Annotated in this window: 28 protein-coding genes and 1 tRNA gene; 20 read left to right on the forward strand and 9 right to left on the reverse strand. The window is 66.4% G+C overall.

The window, feature by feature from the left end; genetic code table 11:
• The first annotated feature begins 123 nt into the window (after positions 1–123).
• From NE235_RS14910 to NE235_RS14930, 5 genes are all read left to right on the forward strand, one after another.
• On the forward strand, positions 124–312 hold the full coding sequence (locus tag NE235_RS14910) for a hypothetical protein (protein WP_252803043.1): 189 nt from the start codon (positions 124–126) through the stop codon (positions 310–312).
• Positions 313–903: 591 nt separating this feature from the next.
• Positions 904–1,800 carry a hypothetical protein gene (locus NE235_RS14915; RefSeq protein WP_252803045.1) on the forward strand — a complete coding sequence of 299 codons (897 nt, stop codon included), beginning with the start codon at positions 904–906 and terminating at the stop codon, positions 1,798–1,800.
• Positions 1,801–2,584: 784 nt separating this feature from the next.
• Complete coding sequence (locus NE235_RS14920; protein WP_343884913.1) at positions 2,585–3,670, forward strand: hypothetical protein; 1,086 nt, start codon at positions 2,585–2,587, stop codon at positions 3,668–3,670.
• A complete protein-coding gene (locus tag NE235_RS14925) occupies positions 3,667–4,188 on the forward strand; it encodes a helix-turn-helix domain-containing protein (protein ID WP_252803047.1) in 522 nt (173 codons plus the stop codon). The genes NE235_RS14920 and NE235_RS14925 overlap by 4 nt, the downstream gene beginning before the upstream one ends.
• A gap of 2 nt (positions 4,189–4,190) precedes the next feature.
• A complete protein-coding gene (locus NE235_RS14930; RefSeq protein ID WP_252803049.1) occupies positions 4,191–6,116 on the forward strand; it encodes an AAA family ATPase in 1,926 nt (641 codons plus the stop codon).
• A 247-nt stretch (positions 6,117–6,363) separates the two neighbouring features.
• On the opposite strand, the gene NE235_RS14935 is transcribed toward NE235_RS14930, so the two are convergent.
• Positions 6,364–7,023 (reverse strand): phospholipase D-like domain-containing protein, encoded by a 660-nt coding sequence (locus tag NE235_RS14935; RefSeq protein ID WP_252803051.1) that lies wholly within the window; start codon positions 7,021–7,023, stop codon positions 6,364–6,366.
• Between the two features lie 272 nt (positions 7,024–7,295).
• On the opposite strand from NE235_RS14935, the gene NE235_RS14940 reads away from it, so the two are divergent.
• Genes NE235_RS14940 through NE235_RS14960 form a run of 5 tightly spaced genes read left to right on the forward strand, consistent with a single transcriptional unit; the run spans position 7,296 to position 9,239 of the window.
• A complete protein-coding gene (locus NE235_RS14940) occupies positions 7,296–7,703 on the forward strand; it encodes an ATP-binding protein (RefSeq protein ID WP_289848686.1) in 408 nt (135 codons plus the stop codon).
• Entirely contained in the window at positions 7,700–7,945 is a 246-nt protein-coding gene (locus tag NE235_RS14945; protein WP_252803055.1) for a winged helix-turn-helix domain-containing protein, read from the forward strand. Before NE235_RS14940 ends, NE235_RS14945 begins: the two co-directional genes overlap by 4 nt.
• Positions 7,942–8,127, forward strand: a complete 186-nt coding sequence (locus NE235_RS14950) for a hypothetical protein (protein WP_252803058.1) — start codon at positions 7,942–7,944, stop codon at positions 8,125–8,127. Before NE235_RS14945 ends, NE235_RS14950 begins: the two co-directional genes overlap by 4 nt.
• Positions 8,128–8,178: 51 nt before the next feature.
• Positions 8,179–8,628 carry a GntR family transcriptional regulator gene (locus NE235_RS14955; RefSeq protein ID WP_252803060.1) on the forward strand — a complete coding sequence of 150 codons (450 nt, stop codon included), beginning with the start codon at positions 8,179–8,181 and terminating at the stop codon, positions 8,626–8,628.
• A 53-nt stretch (positions 8,629–8,681) separates the two neighbouring features.
• A complete protein-coding gene (locus NE235_RS14960; protein WP_289848620.1) occupies positions 8,682–9,239 on the forward strand; it encodes an HD domain-containing protein in 558 nt (185 codons plus the stop codon).
• Here the strand turns inward: NE235_RS14960 and NE235_RS14965 are convergent.
• Positions 9,232–9,708, reverse strand: coding sequence for an NUDIX domain-containing protein (locus NE235_RS14965; RefSeq protein ID WP_252803159.1), 477 nt, complete (start codon positions 9,706–9,708; stop codon positions 9,232–9,234). The two genes, NE235_RS14960 and NE235_RS14965, sit on opposite strands and share 8 nt — an antisense overlap.
• A gap of 2 nt (positions 9,709–9,710) precedes the next feature.
• On the reverse strand, positions 9,711–10,454 hold the full coding sequence (locus NE235_RS14970) for an XRE family transcriptional regulator (RefSeq protein WP_252803062.1): 744 nt from the start codon (positions 10,452–10,454) through the stop codon (positions 9,711–9,713).
• 262 nt (positions 10,455–10,716) lie between these two features.
• Between NE235_RS14970 and NE235_RS14975 the strand changes: the two genes are divergently transcribed.
• From NE235_RS14975 to NE235_RS38680, 9 genes are all read left to right on the forward strand, one after another.
• Positions 10,717–10,908: a hypothetical protein gene (locus tag NE235_RS14975; RefSeq protein WP_252803065.1), complete on the forward strand. Its 192-nt coding sequence runs from the start codon at positions 10,717–10,719 to the stop codon at positions 10,906–10,908.
• A complete protein-coding gene (locus NE235_RS14980) occupies positions 10,908–11,174 on the forward strand; it encodes a hypothetical protein (protein ID WP_252803066.1) in 267 nt (88 codons plus the stop codon). The genes NE235_RS14975 and NE235_RS14980 overlap by 1 nt, the downstream gene beginning before the upstream one ends.
• Before the next feature lie 7 nt (positions 11,175–11,181).
• The gene (locus tag NE235_RS14985; protein WP_252803068.1) at positions 11,182–11,376 is read left to right on the forward strand and encodes a hypothetical protein; all 195 of its coding nucleotides are present in this window, start codon (positions 11,182–11,184) and stop codon (positions 11,374–11,376) included.
• Positions 11,377–11,386: 10 nt separating this feature from the next.
• Positions 11,387–12,058, forward strand: a complete 672-nt coding sequence (locus NE235_RS14990) for a DUF2637 domain-containing protein (protein WP_252803070.1) — start codon at positions 11,387–11,389, stop codon at positions 12,056–12,058.
• Positions 12,039–12,248, forward strand: a complete 210-nt coding sequence (locus tag NE235_RS14995; protein ID WP_252803073.1) for a hypothetical protein — start codon at positions 12,039–12,041, stop codon at positions 12,246–12,248. Before NE235_RS14990 ends, NE235_RS14995 begins: the two co-directional genes overlap by 20 nt.
• The gene (locus tag NE235_RS15000; RefSeq protein ID WP_252803075.1) at positions 12,245–12,598 is read left to right on the forward strand and encodes a hypothetical protein; all 354 of its coding nucleotides are present in this window, start codon (positions 12,245–12,247) and stop codon (positions 12,596–12,598) included. The genes NE235_RS14995 and NE235_RS15000 overlap by 4 nt, the downstream gene beginning before the upstream one ends.
• Entirely contained in the window at positions 12,595–14,355 is a 1,761-nt protein-coding gene (locus tag NE235_RS15005) for an FtsK/SpoIIIE domain-containing protein (RefSeq protein WP_252803077.1), read from the forward strand. The genes NE235_RS15000 and NE235_RS15005 overlap by 4 nt, the downstream gene beginning before the upstream one ends.
• Before the next feature lie 91 nt (positions 14,356–14,446).
• Positions 14,447–14,653: a helix-turn-helix domain-containing protein gene (locus NE235_RS15010; RefSeq protein WP_252803079.1), complete on the forward strand. Its 207-nt coding sequence runs from the start codon at positions 14,447–14,449 to the stop codon at positions 14,651–14,653.
• Between the two features lie 425 nt (positions 14,654–15,078).
• Positions 15,079–16,221, forward strand: coding sequence for a tyrosine-type recombinase/integrase (locus NE235_RS38680; RefSeq protein WP_406567580.1), 1,143 nt, complete (start codon positions 15,079–15,081; stop codon positions 16,219–16,221).
• On the opposite strand, the gene NE235_RS15020 is transcribed toward NE235_RS38680, so the two are convergent.
• The 5 genes from NE235_RS15020 to NE235_RS15040 form a co-directional block, all read right to left on the reverse strand.
• Positions 16,177–16,249, reverse strand: a tRNA-Thr gene (locus NE235_RS15020). The genes NE235_RS38680 and NE235_RS15020 overlap by 45 nt on opposite strands.
• Positions 16,250–16,311: 62 nt before the next feature.
• The gene (locus tag NE235_RS15025) at positions 16,312–17,817 is read right to left on the reverse strand and encodes an alpha/beta hydrolase (protein WP_252803083.1); all 1,506 of its coding nucleotides are present in this window, start codon (positions 17,815–17,817) and stop codon (positions 16,312–16,314) included.
• Between the two features lie 85 nt (positions 17,818–17,902).
• Complete coding sequence (locus tag NE235_RS15030) at positions 17,903–18,730, reverse strand: PSP1 domain-containing protein (protein ID WP_252803085.1); 828 nt, start codon at positions 18,728–18,730, stop codon at positions 17,903–17,905.
• A gap of 75 nt (positions 18,731–18,805) precedes the next feature.
• Complete coding sequence (locus NE235_RS15035; protein WP_252803087.1) at positions 18,806–19,663, reverse strand: fructosamine kinase family protein; 858 nt, start codon at positions 19,661–19,663, stop codon at positions 18,806–18,808.
• A gap of 2 nt (positions 19,664–19,665) precedes the next feature.
• The gene (locus NE235_RS15040) at positions 19,666–20,145 is read right to left on the reverse strand and encodes a low molecular weight protein-tyrosine-phosphatase (RefSeq protein ID WP_252803089.1); all 480 of its coding nucleotides are present in this window, start codon (positions 20,143–20,145) and stop codon (positions 19,666–19,668) included.
• A gap of 166 nt (positions 20,146–20,311) precedes the next feature.
• Here NE235_RS15040 and NE235_RS15045 point away from each other — a divergent pair, with 166 nt between their 5' ends.
• Positions 20,312–21,826, forward strand: a complete 1,515-nt coding sequence (locus NE235_RS15045; protein ID WP_252803091.1) for an outer membrane protein assembly factor BamB family protein — start codon at positions 20,312–20,314, stop codon at positions 21,824–21,826.
• Between the two features lie 59 nt (positions 21,827–21,885).
• Here NE235_RS15045 and NE235_RS15050 read toward each other — a convergent pair whose 3' ends face one another.
• Positions 21,886–23,484, reverse strand: a complete 1,599-nt coding sequence (locus tag NE235_RS15050) for a S8 family peptidase (RefSeq protein ID WP_252803093.1) — start codon at positions 23,482–23,484, stop codon at positions 21,886–21,888.
• Between the last annotated feature and the right edge of the window lie 354 nt (positions 23,485–23,838).

Here is a 23,838-nt window from a genome sequence, read left to right on the forward strand (position 1 = left end):
CGACCGCGTCGTCGTGCACCTGCGCCCACCGCTCGGCGCCTCGTTCACGGTGAATCCCAGTACCCCCGGCCATCGCGGGCATCTCTACCAGGCAGCACCGAACCGCCTCATCCGCTCATCGGCATGAGCGCGCCGGCCAGGAAAGACGCGAGGTCAGCGGCAGAGAGCATGGCGGCGGATCACGACGCCATTAGTGCCGAGGAATCCGGCGAGCGGGCCGACCACCGCCAGTACCAGCACCGCCACTACGACGGCGACCGCATGGACACCGAGCGCAACGGAACAGGCACCCGGCAACGCGCTCGACGCTGACGGACGCCCCAGCGGTGCGGAGGCATCCCAGCCGCCGCGGGGTGGGTCGCGCACTCGCCGGCGGTGAATGAGACCAAAAATGAACCGGAACGACGCTGGGCGCCCCTCCGGGGGAGAGACGCCCAGGTCAAGGCCGGAGCCGCCTGTCGGAATCGAACCGACGACCTATTCATTACGAGTTCCGGTACCAGTAGTTCGGCACGGTCCGCTGAGGTACATCTGAGCAGCCAAGACGGCGAGTGGCGTACCTCGGCGGACGGACGCGTATCACCACTTACATGCGTCGAAATGAGACCACGTTTGAGACGGTTCTACGGTTGACGGATCTGCTGTGCCGGTAGCTCGCGTCAGGCTCGCAGGCGCCGAGCGGGCGATCTTCCGCCGATAAGGAATACCGACACCCCTGCTCGTGCCACATCCACTGAGGTAGAGGGTGTCCCGCGTGCGGTCAAAACATCGTTCTGGTTGTCCAGCTCGTACGGCAGGCATCGAATCGTTCGTCCCAGTAGCTCCCAACGCGGCTCCCGGGAGCACGCCATCGTTGCGACATGGAACTATTAGCGATCATCGGGAGCGGCAGGAAGAGGCCACATGCTTGCACAGCCGGACGGGCCACCGGGCACGCAGAAGGCACGAGCCCGGCAGTATGCGCTCTGCACAGTTGCGCTGAGGTACGACCGGATCAGCGCCGGCGCCGAGGGAGTCTTCGACCAGGCGCTGACAAACGGCCTCGCCGCGATCGTCGCTCACATGTGGCCTGGCAAAGAGATCGGCCGGCGCGGTCGTGTGAAGTCGGCCGCCGAACTGCTGGAGGTGATCGCCGAGGAGGGTGTCGCTGCCGACGGCGGCACCATTCAGGTCGTGTACGAACGAGGCGAGGAGCCCGAACCGGAGCCCGAACCGGAAACCCAGCTGGTTGAGGACCCGTTCGGTGGCCCGTCTCGGATCTTCGAACGGACCTCAAGCTGGATGCCGAACTACATCACGGTGAATGCAGCTGTCCTCAAGGGAGCGATCGAAGCCACCCAGGCGATCCGGCACGCACGAGCCACTGACGCCGATACCGACGTGACGCTGTCCGAGGAACAGATCGAGGCACTCGACGCCCTTTCCTACCATCCCGCGCTGGACGGCATGTCGGAACATCTTTACGAGCGAGTCACAGAGGACGATGAGGCCGCCGATCGAGCGGAGGCGGAACGAGCGCTCGCGTACCTAAAGCTTCTCCGAGAAGGTGGCGAGCTGGAGCGACGAGCTGCGATCGACTACCGTGCGGAGTACGAGTACCACTACCCGGACGCGCGCGTCGAGGTCTATCAGTGCCCGGTGTGTGAGAACTACTCCTTGGTCGCGCACGGACACGACGGGTGGATCGGCGAGGTCGGTATCGGCCAATGCGTCGTCTGCGGCTACCAGCGCAGCAGTGCCGTGGCAGATGACATCGCGATGGGCATCCAGATACGGCGAGCGGCCGACCGCGACGACTGAGCCCTGTTGGTCAGCGGACCTGGCTGCTTGCCCACCCACCACTGAGGTCAACGTGGGTGCACGTGGGCCGGTGGCTGCCCCCGTTCCCATCGTTGCCGTCGACCGCACCCCGCGTTATCCGAGGATAAGCCGATCCGGACCGCAGGGCCGGCCACGGCCCGAGGACCGGAAGCGGCGGGTCAGCCGATCGCCCAAACTGGCACGGCGCCCGACCACCCACAACGATCGTAACGGCCGACAGCGAAAGCAACTGGCTACAGCACAACCAGAAAGAGCACGGCATCTCAGCCTAGAGTGATCAGGAGCTCGCTCGGCAGTCACGCACCGGAGCATGTTCTCAACGAGCCCCCAGCGTGAAGCTGGTATCACCTATGAGAATCTGTGGCTTCCCTGATTCCTAGACAACGCGGCTACGCACGAGCGATCCAGGAGAGCAAGCTCTTACATGAACTCTGCCACAACGCGCAACTTATACCACCGTCCGGTAATGGCCAGTTTGCCCACACGCAGCGCAGAACTGGCTCCTCTGCCATCAGCAGCCCGTTGATCAGACGACGCCTCAGCAGAATGATCTTGATTGCTCAATCATCACAACTAAGTTACGTCCAGCGCAGCAATCAGTGACAGACTGTCCACACATACCTACCATGGCCCCATGGCGGTCGCAGACGAATCCCCTGGACCTGATCCACTAACTCATCGTCGACCGGTTGAGGATGCAGGAGCTGCCACCGCTCGGTGGTACATGTTCCAATATCGATGCGCGACTCGTCATTGTCTCGAAATGATCAAGCCCGAGTCAGGCCTTGCATGGATTCTCTGTGAATGGCATACGGACTATGTACTCGGTTGGCAGGACGGCGCGAAGTCCATTGTGAGCATCAAGTCCAGAGAACCAGATTCCGGCTTTTGGACTATCGCGCGGCTTTTTTCCGACGGCGGCCTTGGGACACTCTTCGAACGTTGGATTGAGTGCGGCAGGCCACGTGAAAGTCGTTGGCTCACCAACGGGGGGCTAGATCAGGATTGCCGGAGCCTTCGGGATGCATGCTCTTCTAATAAAGGCATCGAAACCCACATCACGGATCTTAAGGATCGCTTCAAAGCATCCGAAAGCGATACCAGAGCTTTTCTTAACTCGTTGCGCATCTACAACAAATTCCCCGACGTTGAGCATTTTAGAGCTCTTGATGTAGAGAATTACTGCAGGCCACTCTTGAAGTCTCATAATCCTACGTCCGACATGGGTCGCGTGCTCTACGACGCCATCTACAATCTCGTGGCGGAGGCTGCGGCGGCCTTAGGCGAAGATCGCAGCGAATGGCTGCTAGCAAGCCAAGGATCTCTCGATGAGTTCACCCTGTTGCAAAGGGACATTCAAAGACGCTTTGTAACACGGCAAGATGTGCTCGACGCGTTTCGCGCCATTGTGACACAGGTAAGCGCCGAACTACCTGCTGCAGTTCCCGGCACGACAAGGCTGACCAAAAAGCTCGTTAAGGGGAACGTGGTTCCCACCGCTATTGCAGCAGCGCGACGTGCCCGTCGAGAGTGGGCACAGTACGAATACGCGAACACTCCCCCAATCCCCAATGGTGATCCCGCTGCAGATTTCGGAAGACTCAGGGCGATAGTCACATCTGAAGCTTCGGAATCTCAACGCATCGCCCGCCAAAGCGGTGAACCCTACGGGGATGCAATGTTGAGCGAGATACAACGCCGCATCGGAGCGCTCACCCGCGATATGAAAGACTTCTCCGGGCTAGACTCAAGGGTTCTTATGGGTCTCGTCTATGACCTGACCGCTAGATGCGAGATCTGGTGGTCGGATTGGTTCGACCCTGACCTCCCGGATAGGGAATCAGCATGAGCCAGCAAGAGGAAATGAACTACCACATAGCTCGCCTACTGGTCATCCTTCGCCACTTTGGCCCCACCGAGAAAAGACCATTGAAAGGTATCACAAAGCTCGCAAAGCTCGACTTCCTACTACGCTATCCTGCTTTTACGGATCAGATCATCGCAAATCGGGGACTTCAATGGCCACTTGGTGCCGAGCCAAGCGAAAGTGAGTTCAAGGCGGTTGAAAGCAGAATGATTAGATATAAATATGGACCTTGGGATGATCGCTACTATCCGTTGATCGGTAGGCTAGTGGGCCTCGGTTTGGCAGAAGTATCAAAAGAGAAACGTGCGCTCTCGATCCGACTCACTGACGAAGGTCGCGCTCGAGCAGAGTCGATCTCTAGGACTCGGGAATGGCTCGAAGTCGAATTGAGAGCTCGATTCCTGCGGGAGAATCTCAACCTTACCGGGAACCGCCTCAAGGAAATCATCTACGCGGAACTGCCTGATGTCGTCGATCGCCCGCATAGAGTTGAGATCTAGCCATGAGTGAGCAACTTGTAATTGAAAGCCTCACAGTCCGGACCGAAAACGCTTCGGAGACGTATCGCTTCTCGCCGGGAGTGACGGCGATTACAGGTCCTATGGGTAGCGGCAAGAGCAGCATGCTTGAGCTAATCAAGTATGGGCTTGGTGGCCGCGCTCAGGTGATGCCCGCAATCCGTGACAACGTTACGTTGGTGCAGCTTAAAGTTCGCACAGGAACGCACTCTTTGGAGCTTACACGAGCTTTGGGAGGCCGGCTGATCGACGTGACAGATGCGGCTTCGGGTTCGCAAGTAGGCACATGGGCTACAACTAACCGACGAAACTTCCCGAAAGCGAGCCAGGAGCTACTAGCGGCCGTGGGCTTGCCGCGGGAGCTTCGGGTTCCCAAAAGACGCACGCGGCCGACGGGTGAGACAGTTCCAATCAGCTTCTTCGACGTCTACCGATACCTGTATCTCAGCCAGAACGGCATCGATAGCGATGTGATCGGACACTCTGATCCGAATCTGAATATTAAACGACTGGCCGTTTTCGAGCTTCTTTACGGGCTGAGTGACCCTAAAATTTTAGAACTCGCAGCACAGAGGGCAACGTACACGCAGAAGGCAGAACAGGCATCTAACGCCGCTAAGCATATCCGTCAGTTCCTTGAGGAGAACGGAGAAGTCGATCTCCTCTCTTTGGCAGAACGCCGTAAGGCTGCGGAGCAGCAAAAAGCTGTCGCTCAGCACCGGTTGACAGAGCTACGGAGAGATTCTGCTCGAAGCTTTCACTCACCAAGCACCCTTCAAAGGGTGACGCGACTTCGAGAAGAGCTAGCCAACATTGAGGAAGAAAAGCAGACGCTTCTTCGCGATATCGAGAAAAGTAAAAGTATCCTCGCTCAGCTTGATCTAGAGGAGATTGCCCTACAGAAGGATGCGGCTGCAGCGCAGTCATTGTCTGGCCTGGAGTTCACACGTTGCCCGCGCTGTCTACAGTCAATAGACGACCGAGAAGTCCCAGCGGGCACATGCATTCTTTGTTACCAACATCAAGCACCAAGCTCTCCTAGCTCGACAGAGGTCAGTCGTATCAGAGATCAACGCAAAGAAACTCAGATACTTCTTGACGAGGACCTTCAAGGGCTTCAGAGGGTTGATGAAAGCCTAGATGCAGTTCGCGAACAACTCGCTACGGTCTTGACGGAGATGGAGGCCCGTTCCGGCAATCCGGCTCATCCGATCCTGGATGAAGTTGCAGATGCGGCGGCATCGCTCGCTCGTATCGAATCGCAGATAGGCCAGATAGTTGCAGCGCAGGCGCGTTGGTCGTCATACCAAAGCCTGTACGAGGCAGCCGAGGAGGCGACCAGCATCGCAGCAGAACTTGCCCAAAAGGAGAGAGATCTTCGTATCGAGCTAGAAGAAAATCAAACCATTCTTAATGACTTGTCAGAAGTTTTCGATGAGACTTTGGCTAGCATGCGCGACCCATGGTATCGCGAGGCGCATATTGATCCAGGTAACTATCTTCCCGTTGTAGATGGCGAGCCATTCGATCTACTGAGTGTCGGAGGTGGCCGGAAAACGCTAGTGAATGTGGCTTATCATCTGGCGAACCTCAGTATGGCCCTTTCGCATCCCGCACAAGTAATGATGCCGCGTATGCTTCTAATCGATAGCCCGAGGAAGAATGTCGGCGAAGGCGCACTTGATCGGTCGGTTGCTGAAGCGATCTATAGAAGGATGCGCACACTTCAAGATTCCTACGCTAAGAGCTTCCAAATAATCATTGCCGATAACGAACTCCCCGCTTCTGCAGAGTCTTGGGTATCGCGCGTGGTGCGACTAGATCACGAGAAGCCACTTGTACCGGGCGTAGGACATCCTGGAGATTCTGTGGAGACTCTAGGAAGCGCTTCGACGGTCGAGATCGGCTGAAGACACCGCCAGAAGCCAGCGGCCGGCGGTTCGAGCCGGGATCGGCCCGCGGACGCCGCAGGCCCGGCCCGAGGGCCGGTCGGCCTCCGGCGGCCCGCGTAGCGGGGCGCCCTTAAGGACGCACGGTAGATCCTTATCGACTCGGCCGGAGCTGCATCCTCCGTTGAGGCTTGACCCTCCGGACTGGGGCGACGCTCCTGCCCTGCTTGTCAAAACCGCGTTTCCCTCGTTATTGCTGAGTCTGAATTCACGCCAATGACTGCGCTGACCGCCACACTGCCTCGAAACTATGGGCGTACATGCTGGCAACGTCGTCACGCTCTGCGCGCCGTACGTGTAGGACGGGTGCGTTCGAGGCTGTGACGCCATAGGCATGCGGGTTGACGAGGAGGTCGTCGTCGGCGCAATAGAGCGATGCGTACAGGACCGTGCTGTGTAGACGGATCTCGACACCGTCGACCTCGCGGAGTGGCTGGTACAGCACGATGCTGTTTCGGATCTTGGCTGCCATCGCCTCGTCCACGCCTTCGTCGGCACCCCGTTCGGCGACGTGCGGGCTATTCGGGTCGCCGAGCAAGATGCGTACGGAGACGCCAGCGTGCGCTCTTTCCGCAAGGATGCGGAGAATCCCAATGTCTTCAGCGAGGAACAGGCCCGAGTAGACGAGGATGCCAATCTCCCGTTCAGCCTGGCTGAAGAGCCATTGCCATACGCTGCGGGGAACAGCCCAACGGTGTGCGTAGGAGGCTTCGATCTCAGCGCCGCCATGTTGTGGCGATGGTGGCGCAGGAACCTCAGCGCGCCAAATCTTCGCCTGGTCGATGCCAACGAGATCGGCGAGTTGAGAGCGGTGACGCGGGTAGGGACGTCGTCCGTCCAGCCAGCGGCGCACGGTCTTCACGTCCACGCCCAAGCGCGTAGCTACGTCCTGCTCAGTCAGGCCAGCCTCAGCAAAAACACGCCTCAAGGTCTCCTTCACCGCGATCCTCCAAACCGCGCTGCCTGGGCAGACGCTAACACAAGACGTCCCTAGACGTCCCCTACCTGTCCGTGAGAGGTCCGCGCTCTCACGCAAGCCTGTGTGGACATGCGGCGGATCGATCCGGTCCGTCGCTCGCGGACGGACCGCAGGCTGCGAGGCGCAAGATGACTGAATGCTCTCGATCGAGTTGCATGCTGATGCCGGCCTTGCCACACACAGTCGGTAAGGCTCGGCAGTACGTGCGATGGCTGCTCGCCGCATGGAAGCTGCCTTCGATGGTGGACACCGTCGAGCTGCTGGCCAGCGAGTTGGTGACGAACGCCATCAACGCGACCGGCGTTACCGAGATACCGGAAGACGCCAACCAACTCGCCGGCAAGGCGCAGCCCATCTACCTCTGCCTCTCGGTACGGCCTGAGGCCGTGCTGATCGAGGTCTGGGACTCCAGCAGTACGCCGCCGCTACAGCGTGCGGCGGCGGACGACGAAGAGAACGGCCGCGGGCTGGTGCTCGTGCAAGCGCTATCGAAGGAATGGGGCTGTGTCCTCCTACCTACGGGCGGCAAGATCGTCTGGTGCGAGTGTCTGATCGAGGGGTCGGCATGAGTACACGGCGGAAGAGCTACCAAGAGGTCGCGGAGGTCATCCGTGATCGGATTGCACGCGGCGAATGGCAGCCTCGGAGCCAGCTCCCTTCTCAAGCGAAGATGGCCAAGGAGTTCGGCGTATCGGGCAGCACGGTTTCCGACGCCATCGCCGATCTCCGGCAGCGCGGGTACGTCTGGACGCTGCCGCACAAGGGCAGCTACGCGCGGCCGGCCGAGGACTGGCGCGAGGAATCCTCGTGAATTCACGCGAGGAGCGGCTACAGCGCTCTCTGGCGGAGTTCTACGCCATGCTCGACAACATGCGGTTCACAGGCGCCTCTCAAGTCGTTGAGGTTCAACACCTCAAGGCCCTGGTCGGCAAGTATCCAGAGCAGGCACGGCGCTTCCTCGCCGATCAGGACGAACGGGAACGCCCAGAGTGATACGACTGCCATGGCCGCGCAGTGCGGGAGACGCGTAGTGAGAGGACCCCGGTGAGCCCACGAGAGACCGCATGGGGCGCGTACGCACAGATTGCCGAGGTCCTGCGGCAGCGCATCAGCGGCGGAGAACTCGTGCCCGGTTCTCCGATTCCTTCCGAAGCGGCCTTGTGTGATGAGTTCGCCGTAGTTCGTAACACGGTCCGTCGGGCTCTCGCCGCTCTGGAGGATGAGGGGCTGATCGAGACGCTTCCGGGCAAGGGGCGCGTCGTGCGTGGCGAGGCACCGACGCAGTATGAGTACCGCCGCATCGCTGCGGAACTGCGGAAGCGGATCGAGGGCGGTGACCTGGCAGTCGGCGACGCCTTGCCGAGTGAGGCTGCGATCGTCGAGAAGTACGCGGTCGCACGCGGCACCGCGCGCCAGGCGCTCGCCGCTCTAGAGCAAGATGGCCTGATCGAGGCGCGTCACGGCAAGGGCCGCTTCGTTCGTAGACGTCCGTAGACGCCTCGCCCGCGTCCGTGGACGTCCCTGAGTCACCGCGTAGCGTCGGAGACATGAGAAAAGCCGCCTGGGCCGAAGAGATCGCCCGCAAGCTCCTTGAAGTGCCGCTTCCCCGTCGTTGGGCGCACAGCCAAGGCGTCGCCCGGCAGGCACGGAGCCTCGCGCCAATCCTCGGCGATGACGCCGATCTCCTTGAAGCCGCCGCTTGGCTGCACGATGTCGGCTACTCCCCTGACCTTGTGGACACCGGCCTGCACTCTCTCGACGGCGCCCGTCACCTTCGGGACGTCGAGCACGCCGACGACGCGTTGTGCAGCCTCGTCGCCTACCACTCTTGCGCCATCAACGAAGCCAGCGAACGTGGCCTGATCGCCGAGTTGACCGGCGAATTCAAGCCTGCTGATCCGTTCTTCTCCGACGCCCTGACCTACTGCGACATGACCACGACGCCGGACGGGGAATCCATCGAGGTAGAGGACCGTCTTGCCGAGATCCAGTCACGATATGGCGCCGGCCATCTCGTGGCGCGCTCGATAAGGCGCTCGTCACCGCACATCGTCGGATCCGTTCGGGCGATCGAAAGAGCTCAGGCCGAGGCGCCGATCAGCTGACCTCCGGAGCGGTCTGCCCGGAGAGGTAACGCTCGACGCGCAGCCGCATCGAGCGGTCCATCGTGTAGCCGCGGACGTCATCTGGCGCGACCCAACGCACTTCGCTCGATTCGCTGCTCGGCGTCGGTGTGCCACCGACCGGCCGAGCCGTCAGGACGATCGAGAACTCCTGCCGGACCTCGTCGTTGCTCGTGTAGCGCATGACGTGCTTCGGGTCGGTGTAGATGCCGACGAGGCCAGTTATCTCGCAGTCGATCCCGGTCTCTTCCTTCGTCTCCCGGACGGCTGCCTGCGCGAGCGATTCGCCGAGATCGATGGCACCCCCAGGGACCGCCCAGTTGTCGTTGTCGGTGCGGCGGATGAGCAGGATCTCGCCCTGGTCGTTGGCGACGACCACGTTGACCGACGGGACGATGCTGTTTGCGGTCGGCGCGTCGGGGTCGTCGTAGTAGTCGATCCGTCGCCCCAACGTCACGCCTCCGGTATCGGTGTCGCGCCGTCCCAGACGCGCTCGAAGCTTTCGAGGTAGGTGTTCACGATGTCGCCGCCAGCAACCTTACGAAGGTAGAGAACCGGCGCGCGCGGCGCGGTCACGCCGTAGACGTGCGTGTTGACCAGCAACTCGTCGTCGGCCCGGTAGATCGAGTTGTACAAGATCGTCTTGTGGAAGCGAAATTCGATTCCCTCGACGGCGCGCAGCGGCCGGTACATGACGAGGGCGTTGCGGATCTTGGCCGCCATGGCGTCGTCCACGCCCTCGTCGGCGCCACGTTGTGCCACTTCAGGGCTGTCCGGGTCGCCGAGCAGGATGCGCACTCGTACGCCTGCCCGTGCCTTGTCCATAAGGATCTTCTGTACGCCGCCGTCTTCGGAGAGGAAGAGGCCGGCGTAGACAAGGATCCCGATCTCGCGCTCGGCCCGTGAGAATAGACGTCCCCATCCGTCCCGCGGCACGGCCGTACGCTGCGGATAGACGGTGATGAGCTCGCTCTGAGATGCCGCGGTGACCTGCTCATTCGAGAGCGCTTCGGGCCACAGGTAGGTCTCGTCCACGCCGAGGCGCGTTGCCACTGCATAGCGGTGTCGACGGTACGGCGTGCGTCCCTTGCTGATCCAGCGCTCAACGGTCTTCTCGTCGACGTCGATCGCCTCGGCGAGGGCGGCAACGGTGATTCCCTGCTCTAGCAGGACCGCTCGTAGCCGTTCGTTCGCCATCTACCCGACCGGATCGCAGGACGTCTTGGGACGCCAACACCCTAGTCAGGACGTCATGAACACGTCCAGTCATGTAGGTGCTCGTCACGGCTGATCGGCGCATCCTCGATGGCGTAAGGAAATCCCGATAAGCCAGAGCCCCGTTCCGGCGAACAACCCAGACCTTGACAGGTGCTAAGACGCCGCACTGTAATCGTGCACATGACTAGTCCTGTTCACTTCTTAGGGATCGTCGGTACGCGGGCTCGGAGAGGAGCCCTCGATGCAACTTCGCCCCCTCCCCCTGGACGACTGGCAACGCCAGTGCCCGTGTGGGGCGCGCTCGGAGTACCGGTTCGGCCTGTGCCGCAAATGCCGCGCCCGCGCCGCCTGGTTCCGCCGTACCGCCCGTGCTCGGCGCGGTACCCGCGTCCGCCGCATCTTCCGCCGCGACGCCGAGGCGGTGAGCCGGTGATGGCCATCGTGATCGCCGGACTCGCCCTCGTCCTCGCTGCCATGGCGCTCGTACTCATCGGCCTCGTCATCGTCGGTACTCATCGCGAGGCGCCCTGGGCCGGACTGGACTCCGCCGCCCCTACGCCGCTCGCCGCCTTCGCTCGCTCGGTCCTCGGCGTACACGTCCGCAAGCCCGACACCGACCACACCCGCGGCAACGACCTTCAGGCGGTCGGCTCCGACCGTCGCGCGCCCGTTCCCCTGGTCCGATCGGAAGGGAGGTGATCTCCGCTTGGCACTGTCCGTCTCGCTCGTCATCGTGCTCGGCGCGCTGGTCTACGGCCTGTACCGCTACGCCGGCCTCCGCGCCTGGCACGCCGTCGTCTGCATGCTCTTCGGCTTCTACCTCGCCTCGACCTCTCTCGCGCCGCAGATCCGCCAAGGCGTGCGGTCCTTCGCTCATTTCCTGTCCGGCATCAAGATCTGAGAGGACCCCCGTGACCACGCCCCCAACGAACGCCGACCGCGACTGGTGGGTCATGGCAGGGATGACCGTCGCCGCCGCCTCCGCAGCCATCGCCAGCTTCTCCGGGCTGCAAGGGCTGGCACACATCGCCGGCTGGCCGTCACGGATGTCGTGGCTGCTGCCCATCACTCTGGACGCCTACGCGATGACCTCGGCGCGCGTCTGGCTGGCCGCCTCGACGCGGTCGGCCGCCGCTCGGCGCTTCGCCCGCTTCAACGCCCTGGGCGCCATCGCGGCCAGCATCGCGGGCAACGCGACGTACCACGCAGCCCGTACCGGACTTCTGTCGGTGTCCTGGCCCATCGTCGTCCTCGTCGGCGCCGTCCCTGCCGCCGTCCTCGGGCTCACCGCCCACCTTCACGCCCTACAAGGACGGACCGAAGCCACCGCCGAGGACCGTACTGGCGACCGCGACCGGCACTCCCGCCGTACTCGCCGCAAGCGCCACCGCCGGTACCGGACCGAGGACGAACTGATCCACGCCGCCCGCGCGGCCGACGTGCGGCACCGGGAAGCCAACGACGGCCGCCCCATCACCCGTGACGCGCTCCGAACGACGCTGCGCGTCAGCAACGCCCGCGCCACCGAACTCCGACGCCAACTGATCGAGGAAGGCACCGCCGATGAGCAAGCCGACCTATGACCCGTACGCCCTCGTCGACCTCCTCATGAAGGAACTGGCCCGCCAGGGCGTCAAGACCCGCTACACGCTCGTCCAGCTCGGCGACGCCGTGCCAGCCGCCGAGGCGCTGCTGTCCGCGCTCGGCGTGACGCCCGCCGCGCCGCTCCCCAAGGACGTCCCCGACCGGAAGGAGGTTCCGGACTGCCCATGACACGACCCCAACGGGCTCCACGCCCGACCCTCGACCTCAACGCCGTCCGTACTCACCTGCACGAAGCACGATCCGCGCGCGTACCCGTCGCGCTGTGGGTGGCCGTCGCCGACCTCCCGATGCTCATCGCCGAGGTTGAACGTCTCAGGTCCCTGCTCGCACTCGCCCGCGCCCAGTACGCCGGCCTGCTCGCCGCCGCCCGCGCCACCGTCGCCGCCGAACGGGACGGCGAGGACGATCCGCTGCTCTATCTCCGGGACGAACTCGACGAGCACGGCCAGCTTCCGGACGAGGACCTGCACGCCGCCGAACTCCTCGCCCTCGTCGGCCTTCGGGAGGGTGGCCGATGAGGCAGCGCTACCCGACTCGCCGGCGCCGGTGGGGCCGCTCCGAGCCCATGCCGCTGTACGTCGTCACGGACGACCGCCAGGCGGGCGAGGCCATCGCCGTACTGGCCCGATGGCTGTTCCGCTACCGCTCCGAACTCGCGCCGCTCACCACGGCGCTGCTCCTGGCTGGAGCCGCAGCGTTCCTCCACCACGGCCACCGCGGACTCTGGCCAGACGTCCTCGCGCTCACCGTCGTTGCCGTAGCCGTCATCCTGGCGAGCGGTAAGCGCTGGCTCGATCGGGGCATCGAACGTGCCTACGCCGCCGTCGTCGCAATCGCTGCCGGGGGATGGTTCGCCACGGCGACCGCGCACGGGCCGACCTCGCCACCGCTCCCCGGTCTGCTCGTCGCCGTCACTCTCATCTGCGGCGCGCCTTGGTGGTCGCACCGCCGACGCCGTTCCCGCGTCCGCATCGAACGCACAGTGAACGCCTGGCCCGATCTCGCCGAGACGATCGGCCTCGCCGGATCACGCGTCCTGTCCGCCGTCGTCGACCTGTGGGGCTGGCGCGCCAGACTGGCCCTCAAGCGCGGGCAGACCGTCACCGACGTCATCAACAGACTTCCGGCGATCGAGTCTGGCCTCGGCACGCGCCCCGGATCGGTCCGTGTCGAGCCTGACCCCGCCCGTGCGGATCACTGCGTCCTGCATGTCCTCGAGAAGGACCCGCACGCCCGTCCGATCCCCTGGCCCGCACCGACCGGCACGAGCGTCGCCGACCCCGTCGAGCTCGGCGTCTTCGAGGACGCCACACCCGTACGCGTCAGGCTCCTACATCGGCATGCCCTCGTCGCCGGCATCGCCGGATCCGGCAAGAGCGGCATTCTCAACGTCATCCTCGCCGCCCTCACCGCCTACCCGGACGTGGTGATCTGGGGCATCGATCTCAAAGGCGGCATGGAACTCCAGCCCTGGGCGTCCTGCCTCGACCGGATCGCCACCGACCCGCGGCAGGCCGCCGAACTCCTCGCCGATGCCGTCACCATCCTCGACGCTCGCGCGGCCACCCTCACCCGCCAGGGCGCTCGCCTGTGGATACCGACTCCGGAAGAGCCCACGCTGATCATCGTGGCCGACGAATACGCCGAACTCGCCGACGAGTCGCCCGACGCGATGGCCCATGCGGACTCGATCGCCCGCCGAGGCCGTGCCGTCGCCGTCACACTCCTCGCCGCCACGCAGCGCCCGACACAGGCAGCCATGGGCAAGGGCGCCGTCCGCTCCCAGATGGACATCCGCATCTGCCTCCGCGTCCGCGAGCGCCGCGACACCGATCTCATCCTCGGCCAAGGCGCCCACACCGCCGGCTGGCACGCTCACACCCTCGACGCGCCCGGCAAGTTCCTCATCTCCGCACCCGGCTTCGACGTCCCTCGCCGAGCCCGTGCCTACCTGCTCACTGACGAGCGGGTACGCGCCACCGCCCGCGCTCACCGCAACCGCCGGCCTCGTCTCGACGCCCTATCCGCGGATGCCATCGCCCACACGACCGCCGATGTAGAGGTGATCGATGCCGAGATCATCGCCGACGACCCCGAACAAGCCCTCTGGACGGCCCTGCTCGAAGCACCCGACGTAGGGCTGTCCGTCTCCCAGCTCATGAAGATCACAGGCATGGGCCGTACCTGGGTCTACAGCCGACTCCAAGAGCACGCCCACGCCGGACGCGTCCAGCAGGTCTCCCGAGGCCGCTGGCGCGCCGCCCAACGTCCGTGACCGCTCGTTCGTCCGTGTTCTCGCGCGCGCCTGCGCGCGTAGGACCCCAGAACGTCCGGACGTCCGCGCGGACGAACGACCCCGGAAGGAGGTGAACACCACGACGACCGCACCCGACACACCGCTCCTCTACACGCTTCCCGAAGCCGCCGCGCTCCTCCGAATCAGCAGGACGAAGCTCTATGAACTCCTCACCGCGAACGAGATCGAATCCGTCTACATCGGCCGAAGCCGCAAGATCCCCGCCACCGCCCTCGACGCCTACGTCAACCGTCTCCGCACCGCAGGAAAGGAGTGATCAGCTTGGCCGACAAATCGAGTAAGCCAAAGGGCAGAACCAAGCCAACGCGTACGCCCGATGGCCGCTCGACCATCTACAAGGGCAGCGATGGCCGCTGGCACGGCCGCGTCACGATGGGCGTGAAGAACGACGGCAGCCCCGACCGGCGCCACGTCACCGCCAAGACCGAAAGGGAGGTGACGAAGAAAGTCCGCGAGCTGGAAGCCAAGCGCGACGCCGGAAAGGTCGACAAACCTGGTCGTCCACCGACCGTGGAAAAGTGGATGACCTACTGGCTCACGACCGTACTGCCGCTTAAGCAGACGGCACCCAACACGATCAGTGCCTACTGGTCGGACTGTCGAAACTGGATCTTCCCGAACATCGGCCGTCACCGGATCGACCGCTGCCAGCCCGAACACCTCGAAGCGCTCTACTCGAAGATGTTCGCCGCCGGCAAGAAGCCGAGCCACGTCCGCAAGGTCCACGCGATCATCTCCAGTGCCTACAGCGTCGCCGTACGGCGACAACGCGTCGGCCGGAATCCCGCCGAACTCGTCCAGCCGCCACGGCTCGACAACCCGGAACTCAAGTCACTGACCCGCGACGAGGCGCGAAAGGTCCTTGCCGAGGCTCAGCAGCGTCCCAACGGGGCTCGCTGGTCGGTCGGGCTGTCGTGTGGCCTACGTCAGGGCGAGGTCCTGGGGCTGCGCTGGCCGTATCTCGTCGCCACCTGCCTCGGCTGCGATCACAGCGGATCGGTGATCGGCTGGTGGGTCACCGACTCACCGAAGTGCCCGAGGTGCGGTGACGATCGCTACCGCGCCGAGGCGCGCGTGTGGTTCCAGCTCCAGCGGACCACATGGCAACACGGCTGCGACGATTCCGCGGAATGCACGAAGGACAAGCACCGCCGCCCCTGCCCCGACGATTGCCCGAAGGCCAAGCGGACGTCCGGACGCCGCCACAAGTGCGTCCCCGAGGACGCCAAGGGTCTCTGCCCGAAGAACTGCGTCAGGCACGCGTCCACGTGCCCGAAGCGCACAGGCGGAGGGCTCGTCTTCCGCCAGATCAAGGAACGGCGGAAGAAGACGATCGCCCTCGCCGACGAACTGGTGGAAGTCCTACGCCACCACTTCGCGTGGCAGGAGCGGCAGCGCAAGCGGGCCGGCAGTGTCTGGGAGGGACACGATCTCGTGTTCTGCCAGCCGAACGGCCGTCCGATCGATCCTCGCCGCGACTGGGATGCCTGGGCGGATCTCCTCCGCGCCGCCGGTCTCCCGCACTACCGCGTCCACGCCGCCCGCCACACGGCCGCGACGCTCCTCCTCGAACAAGGGGTAGCCCTCGCCGTGGTCCAAGAGATCCTGGGGCACTCCGACATCCGCGTCACCCGCGGCTACACGCACGTCGCCTCGCCCCTCGTCCACGACGCCGCCCAGCGCATCGGCCGAGCGCTGTTCACGGCGAATGAGACCGAGAATGAGACCAGGGACGACGAAGGGCGCCTCTCCGAAGGAGAGGCGCCCACGTCACAGACGAGCCGCCTGTCGGAATCGAACCGACGACCTATTCATTACGAGTGAATCGCTCTGCCGACTGAGCTAAGGCGGCCTGCCACACAGCGTGTGACGCGAAGAGTCTACCGGGTTCCCCGGGCTCCTCGTACACCCATATCAGTGGCACATGGTGTTCTTCCTCGGCGGAGTGCCGGTGAGGAGGTAGCGGTCCACGGCGGTGGTGATGCAGGGGTTGCCCTGGAGGTAGGCCGTGTGGCCGTCGCCGTCGAGGCTGAGCAGGACGCCGGACTTCAGCTCCGACGCGAGGCCCTGGGCCCACTTGTACGGGGTGGCCGGGTCACGGGTGGTGCCGACGACGAGGATGGGCCTGGCGCCGTTGGCGGCGAAGGCCTGGGGTCTGGTGTTGTCCTGGACGGGCCAGTAGGCGCACGGCAGGGTGCCCCAGACGACGAACCGGCCGAAGAGCGGGGCGGCCTTCTTGGCGCGGGCGGCCTGGTCCTTCCAGGCGTTGAGGTCGCGGTCGTACGGCTTGTCGACGCAGTTGATGGCCATGTTGGCCTCGGTCTGGTTGGAGTAGGACCCGTCCTTGTTGCGCTCGATGAGGAGGTCGCCGAGGCGGAGGAGGGTGGTGCCGTCGTTCTGGTCGATGGCGTTCCGCAGCGCGAGTTTCAACACCGGCCAGGTCTGCTTGTTGTAGAGGGCGGCGGCGACGCCGAGTTCGACCATGGAGCCGTCGACGACGCGGCCGTCGTTCAGGCCGTTGTGGAGGGGCTTCTTTCTGGTCTGGTCGAACAGCCGGCCGAGGCGGTCGAGGGCCGCGTCGGTGTCGCCGGTGCCGAGGGGGCAGTCCTTGGTGGTGACGCAGTCGGCGGCGAAGGCCCGGGTGGCGGTGTCGAAGCCCTTGGCCTGCTCGATGTTGATGGCGTCGGCGCTGAGTTTCGGGTCGATGGCGCCGTCGAGGACGAGGGCGCGGACGTGCTTGGGGAACTCGTGGGCGTAGTACGCGCCGAGGTAGGTGCCGTACGAGGCGCCGTAGTAGGTGAGGCCCTTGTCGCCGAGGGCGGCGCGCAGGACGTCCATGTCGTGGGCGGCGTTGGCGGTGCCGACGTGCGGGAGCAGCGTGGGGATGCGGTTCTTGCACTCGTCGGCCCAGGTCTTGCTGACGTCGACGAGGTCGTTCAGCTCGGTCTGGTTCGTGGGCGAGGTGTCGGTCTCGAAGAACCGGTCGAGCTGTTTACCGTTCAGGCAGCGGACCGAGGGGCGGCTCTGGCCGACGCCGCGCGGGTCGAAGCCGACGATGTCGAAGTTGCGGCGCAGGTCGGGGCCGAACGAGCGGGCGGAGCCGCGGGCGAACTCGACGCCGGAGCCGCCGGGGCCGCCGGGGTTGAGGACGAGTGATCCTCTGCGCTGGCCGCTCTCGGCGGGCAGGCGGATCACCGCGAGCGTGAGGGTGCGGTTGGTCGGGTGGGCGTAGTCGAGAGGCACCCGGATGCTGCCGCACTGGAAGCCGCCACCGCAGTCGTGCCAGGAGATCCGCTGACCGTAGACGGCGGCGCTGCCGCCGGCGGAGGGCGCCGACGCCGTGGACTTCGGGGTGTCCGTGCAGGCGGTCACCACGATCGCGGCCGCTGCCAGCACGGAGACCGTACGGAACTTCTTCACGCCGTCACCGTTCTCATCGCCGTTGAGTGTCCCTGGCAGCCTACGCGGATCAGTGCGCGTTTTCGCTACTCAGCGTGTTGGCGAGTCATCCCAGAGTGTCGCCATAGCGCTGGTCGTGCTGTTTGCGGGGCGAGCAGACGGACGCGGACGGGCAGGCGCAGCGGCCGCCGCCGTCGAGCCGTACGGTGACCGTGTCGGAGGGCACGTTACGGCCGACGACCTGGCCGGCGCCGGAGTCGGTCTGCACGCGGGCGCCGAGCCGGGGCATGCGCTGGTGCGCCTCGACGTACAGCGGGTGCTCGTACTTCAGGCAGCACATGAGCCGCCCGCAGGCGCCGGCGATGCGCAGCGGGTTGACCGGCAGGTCCTGTTCCTTGGCCATCCGCACCGACACCGGCTCGAAGTCCTTGAGGAAGGTGGCGCAGCACAGGTCACGTCCGCACGGGCCGATGCCGCCCTGCAGACGTGCCTCGTCGCGCGGGCCGACCTGGCGGAGCTCGACGCGGGCCTTCATCGCGCGGGCGAGGTCGCGGACGAGTGCGCGGAAGTCGACGCGGTTCGGCGCCGAGAAGTAGATCTTGTAGACGTTGTCCTGGTCGAGGTAGTCGACGCCGATGACCTTCATCGGGAGGTCGTGCTTGCGGATGAGGCGCTTGGCGATGGAGCGCGCCTCCACGCGGCGCCGCCGGTTGGCCTCGTCGCGGGCGAGGTGCTCCTCGCCGGCGAGGCCGGCGCAGACCGGCAGGTCGACGTCCTCGGAGACCCACTGCGGGGCCCAGATGCACTCGGCGACCTCGGAGCCGGCGTCGGTGGGGACGAGGACCTTGTCGCCGACCTTCGGTGAGTACGGCCCCGGGTCGAGGTAGTAGAGACGTCCGTACCGCGAAAAGCTGACGGCCATCATCATGCCCATGACTCGCTCCGTCCGCCGGGGGGTCGACTGCCCGTCAGCCTACGTGCAACCGGTATCACTCCGGCGTGAGCGAGATCACAGCCTTCCGATGGAGCGTGCCGCCGCGAGGGCCTGCCCGCGGTACGCGCCGCCGAACAGGACGACGTGGACGAGCAGCGGATGCAGCTGGTGCAGTGGCACGCGCGCCCGCCAGGCGCCGGCGAGCGGCGCCGCCTCGTCGTACGCGGCGAGGATCCGCTCGAGCCGCGGCGCGCCGAACAGCGCCAGCATCGCCAGGTCGGTCTCGCGGTGCCCGGCGTGCGCGGCCGGGTCGACGAGCCAGGCCCGGTCGCGACCCCACAGGACGTTGCCGGACCACAGGTCGCCGTGGATGCGGGCGGGTGGTTCGGCGGGGCCGGCGACGTCCGGGATCCGGGCGGCGGCGCGTTCGATCTCCGCCGCGTCGCCGGACGACAGCACGCCGCGGTCGACGGCCATCCGGACGTACGGCAGGACGCGGCGTTCGGCGTACCACTCCGGCCAGGACGCGCCGGCGGTGTTGTCCAGCGGCAGCTCGGCGATGTAGCCGCGCCACGGCGCGCCGTACGACTCCGCGCCCGCGCCGTGGAGGGCGGCCAGCTCCCGCCCGAACCGCTCGGCCGCCTCGTCGGTCGGCGCGGCGGTGTCGATCCACGGCAGGACGAGGGTCGTCTCGTCGGCGGCGAGGACCTCGGGGACGGGGCCCGGCGCGTCGTCGCCGGCGACGTGCCGCCAGCCCTCCGCCAGCCACCGCAGCCCCGCCGCCTCGGCCGCGAACAGCCCGTCGATGCGCCGCCGGGCCTCTTTCACGAAGACCCGGCGCCCGTCGGTGAGGGTGGCCCGCCGCAGGGACCACTCGTGGCTCGTGCCGAGGTCGGTGACCTCGGCGATGGGGGTGCCGAGGAGCCGGTCCACGGTCAGCCGGCGTTCTTGAGCTGCTCGCGTACGTGGTCGAGCAGGCCGGGGACGGCGGCCTCGATCTGCTCGCGGACCTCCTCGAACGCGGAGTTCCGGCTGTAGTACGGGTCGGCGACGTCCAGGTGCGCGGCGTCCGGGTCGAACTCGCGCAGCAGCCGGATCTTGGCCGCGGCCTCCTCGTCCGGCGCGAGATACCGCAGGTCGCTCTGGTGCCCCTGGTCGAGCGCGATGATCAGGTCGTACCGGTCGAACCAGGCGGCCTCGAACTGCCGCGCCCGGTGGGCGGAGGTGTACCCGGCGCGGCGCAGCGTCGCGACCGCGCGCTCGTCGGCGGGGTCGCCGACGTGCCAGTGCCCGGTGCCGGAGCTGTCGACCTCGACGTCGAGGCCCTCCTCTTCGACGTGGCGGCGGACGATGTGCTCGGCCATCGGGGAGCGGCAGATGTTGCCCGTGCAGACGAACGTGACGCGGTACGGCATGCGGAAAGAGTATTCAGCGCCCTGCGGTTCGGCATCCACAGCTTGTGGACGAACCCCCGGATCGGGGCAACCGAAATCGTGTCTCGGGAGTCTCAGGTTCGACGCTTCGGTTGTTGCCGGACTGGCCGTTCCATCCCAGCCGCAAGCGGAGAAGGGAACCGCTGGGATGTCCGTGGACGAGGGATTCCAGATCGTGCCGCCGGAGCCGGCGAAGAGGCCCGGCCGGAGCGTCGCCCCGCTCGTCATCGGCGTGGTCGGCGCCATTCTGGTGGGGACGGTGCTCACCCTGCTCGTGTCGACTTTCTGGGCCCTCATCGCCGAGGCCGGCGGCTCCTGCGGAACGAGCGACGACGGGACCTCGCTCGGTCCGTGCCCCCGGGGCACGGCCTGGATGCTGCCGGTCTCGATCGTTTCGCTGTTCATCGTGGTGCCGGCCGCGCTCCTCGGCGTCGCCCGAGTGGGGTCCCGCCGGCTCGGCTGCCTCGGGGCCGTCGTCCTCGCCGCGGTGGGGATCTTCCCGGGCATGGCGGTCTTCCGCTGGTCGCACGGCAGGACGCTCGCCGCGGTGTGGCAGGCGCGGCCCGACCGGCCGATGACGGTGGAGGGGCTCGGCGGCTGGCTCTCCGGGCCGACGGTGGTCCGCGGCCGGTTCGACCGCCTCGTCGGGTACGACGTCGCCACCGGCGCCGTCCGCTGGACGTACACCGTGCCCGGACAGGACGTCCTGTGCGCGATGAGCCGTACGGCCGCCGACGGTGTCGGGCTGATCGCGCACGGCGCCGAGTCGCAGCCGTGCTCCCACGTGGCGGCCGTCGACCTGACCACCGGCCGCGCCCTGTGGGAGCGCACCGTGCCCGCCGACGGCGGCTCGACGGCGATCAACGCGGACGTCATCGCGGTCGCGGACGGCATGGCCGCCCTGCGGACCGCACACTCCGTCATGGCCGTACGCCTGCGCGACGGCACCCCGCTCTGGCAGGACAAGACGGCCGACCAGTGCCGCTTCGCGACCGTCGCCGCCGGGCACGGCCAGGTCCTGACCACGGTGTCGTGCGTCGACCAGGTGCCGGAGATCCGCGCCCTGGACGCCGGGACCGGGCACGCCCGGTGGACGGCGAAGGCCCCGATCCGGGGCACCATCGCGAACATCCGGCCGCTGTCCGCAGACCCGGCGGTCGTCTGGATCCAGGAGAGCGGGCAGCGCGGCGTCAGTGTCGTGACCTCCTTCGACGAGACCGGCCGGGCGCGGGCGTCGATCCCCGTCGACGACGGGCAGCGGCGGCTGGACGTCGGCGACCACGGGTTCCGCGCCACGCCCGCCCGGGATGTCGTCCTGCAGGACGGGCTCCTCGTCGCCAAGGCGCAACTGCCCGGCGAGAAGTACCGCGTGGTCGCCTACGACCTGGCGGACGGCCGGCTGCGCTGGTCGGCCAAGACCGGTGACTTCGCCGCGATACAGGCCGAGCCCGGCCGCGTGCACCTCCTCGGCGACGCCACCTGGAAGCCGGGACTGTGGGCCCTGTCCCTGCGCGACGGGAGACTGAACTACCTCGGCCTCCCCCGCATCGCGGACTACGACGACGACCCGCTGTTCTACTCGACCGGGGACCGCTACGTCGTGCTCGCCGAACGGGCGGTACAGCCGGGCAGCGCCCCGGTCGCCGTCTTCCGCGCCCACTGACCTGCATGAGTACGGCCCACCCGCGCTGCGGGTGGGCCGTACTCATGAGACGTCGGGCGTCAGCGGCCCACGGCGTGCAGGGCGTCGACGACGCCGCTGCCGAAGAAGCCGTTGTGACCGGCCGGCCCCTCACAGGTGTGCGTGGCGGTCACCTTCTGGTACGTGCCGTCCGCCTGCAGGACGTAGCGCGTGTACGTGAAGGCGGCCGGTGACGGGCACGGCTGCTTCGTGGCCGTCCCCCGCATGACCCGCTGGACGACGTCCGGGGACAGCGTCAGGCCGCCGTGCCTCGGGTCACGGTGCCCGTACCGGCTCACGATCAGCGCCGCGACGCCGGTGGCGTGCGGCGACGCCATCGACGTGCCCTGGAGGTACTGGTAGTACGCGCAGGTCGTGCCCTTGCAGTCGCGGACGACGTACGGGACGTTCGGCGTGCCGTCGGCGTTCAGCTCACCGCGGGCGCGGGCCAGCGACTCGGGGTAGGCCGCGAGGATGCCCTTCGTGACGTCGCGCTTGCCGTCGGCGGTGTCGTACACGTCCCCACCCGGCGCGGCGACGTCCACGTACCCGTTGCCGTAGTCGGAGTAGTACGCCTTACGGCCACTGACACCGACCGACGAGACCGCGATGACGTTCTGGCCCTCGCTCGGCTCGGAGACGCAGCTCGGCGGGATCGTGCGGGTGTACGGAGCCTCGCCGGGCGTGGCCACGTAGTCCGGGCTGGAGTCGTCGACGATCGTCTTGGTGTAGTCGGTCGCGCCGTTGCCCGCCGCCGACACCATCGTGACGCCGTGCCGGTGGGCGTACGCCAGGGCCCGCTCGGTCGCCTTGATCACCGTACGCTGCTCGGCCTGGTACTCCGGCGTGTCGGCCGGGTTGTCCGGGCAGTTGAACAGCCACGGATCCGTGTAGAAGCTCATGTTGACCACGTCGATGCCGGCGTCCGCGGCGTACGTGATCGCGTCCACGACCGGCTGCAGGAAGAAGAAGCCCGAGTCCTGCCCGGCCCGTACGTTGACGAGCGTGACGTTCGGGGCGACGCCCGCCATGCCGAGCCCGTTGAGCGGAGAGGCGATCGTCGAGGCGACGTGCGTGCCGTGCTCGTTGTCGTCCTCGTCGACCGGGTCCACGCAGGAGGGGTGCTCGCAGGGCCCGTCGACCTCGGCGCCGTTCGCGTCGGCCGGGATGTCCTTGGTGAAGTTACGGCTCAGCCTCCGGTCGAAGTTCGCCCGGATGTCGGGGTGGTTCCCGTCGATGCCGGTGTCGATGACCCCGACGAGCACCCGCCGGTCGCCCGGCTCCACCTTGTACGAGCCGTCGGCGGTCGCGTGGATCCGCTGCATGTCCCACTGACCGCCGGCGAGGGGGTCGCCCTTGACCTTCGGCCCGTGACCACGGCTCCCGCCGTCGCGGCCCTCCTTCTCGACCGCGATGTTCTTGTCGGCCGCCCGGCGCGTGATCTTCGGCGCCTCGCCGATCGCCCGGTCCCGCGCGACGCCCTCGACGGCGGCCAGCCGCCGGGCGTCGACGCCGAACGCACCGCGCGTCGAACGGACCGTGGCCAGCCCCACGGCGGTGTTCTCCCGGACGATGGTGCCGCCCGCGGCCTTGATCGCCGCGTGCGCCTGCTCGGGAGAGACGCCGTCCCTGTAGAGCACGACGTACTCCGCGGCCTTCCCGTCGGCCGAGGTCGTCGATGAGGGCCCCGCCTGAGCGGGAACCGCGAGCGCCGCTGTGACAGCGACGCAGGCGGCCAAAACGATGGCGCGCCGCACTGCACACCTCCACTGATGTCAACCGGACGCCGGTAAAGAACCGGCAATGGAGGCATCAGAACGGTTGCGTGCGTGATTAGTCCAGTGCTGTGGCACCTGAGACGCATGGCCGCTTATGGCCAGCGCCGCGCCGTTCCGCGCTCCGGACCGGCGCGATCGGACCGGTGTGACGCAGTCGGACCGGTGTGGCGTGATCGGACCGCGCGGCCGACGGAAGCGGCCGGCCCGGCGCGCCGA

The organism is Actinoallomurus spadix, assembly GCF_024055725.1.
In the GTDB taxonomy this organism is placed as follows: Bacteria; Actinomycetota; Actinomycetes; order Streptosporangiales; family Streptosporangiaceae; genus Actinoallomurus; species Actinoallomurus spadix.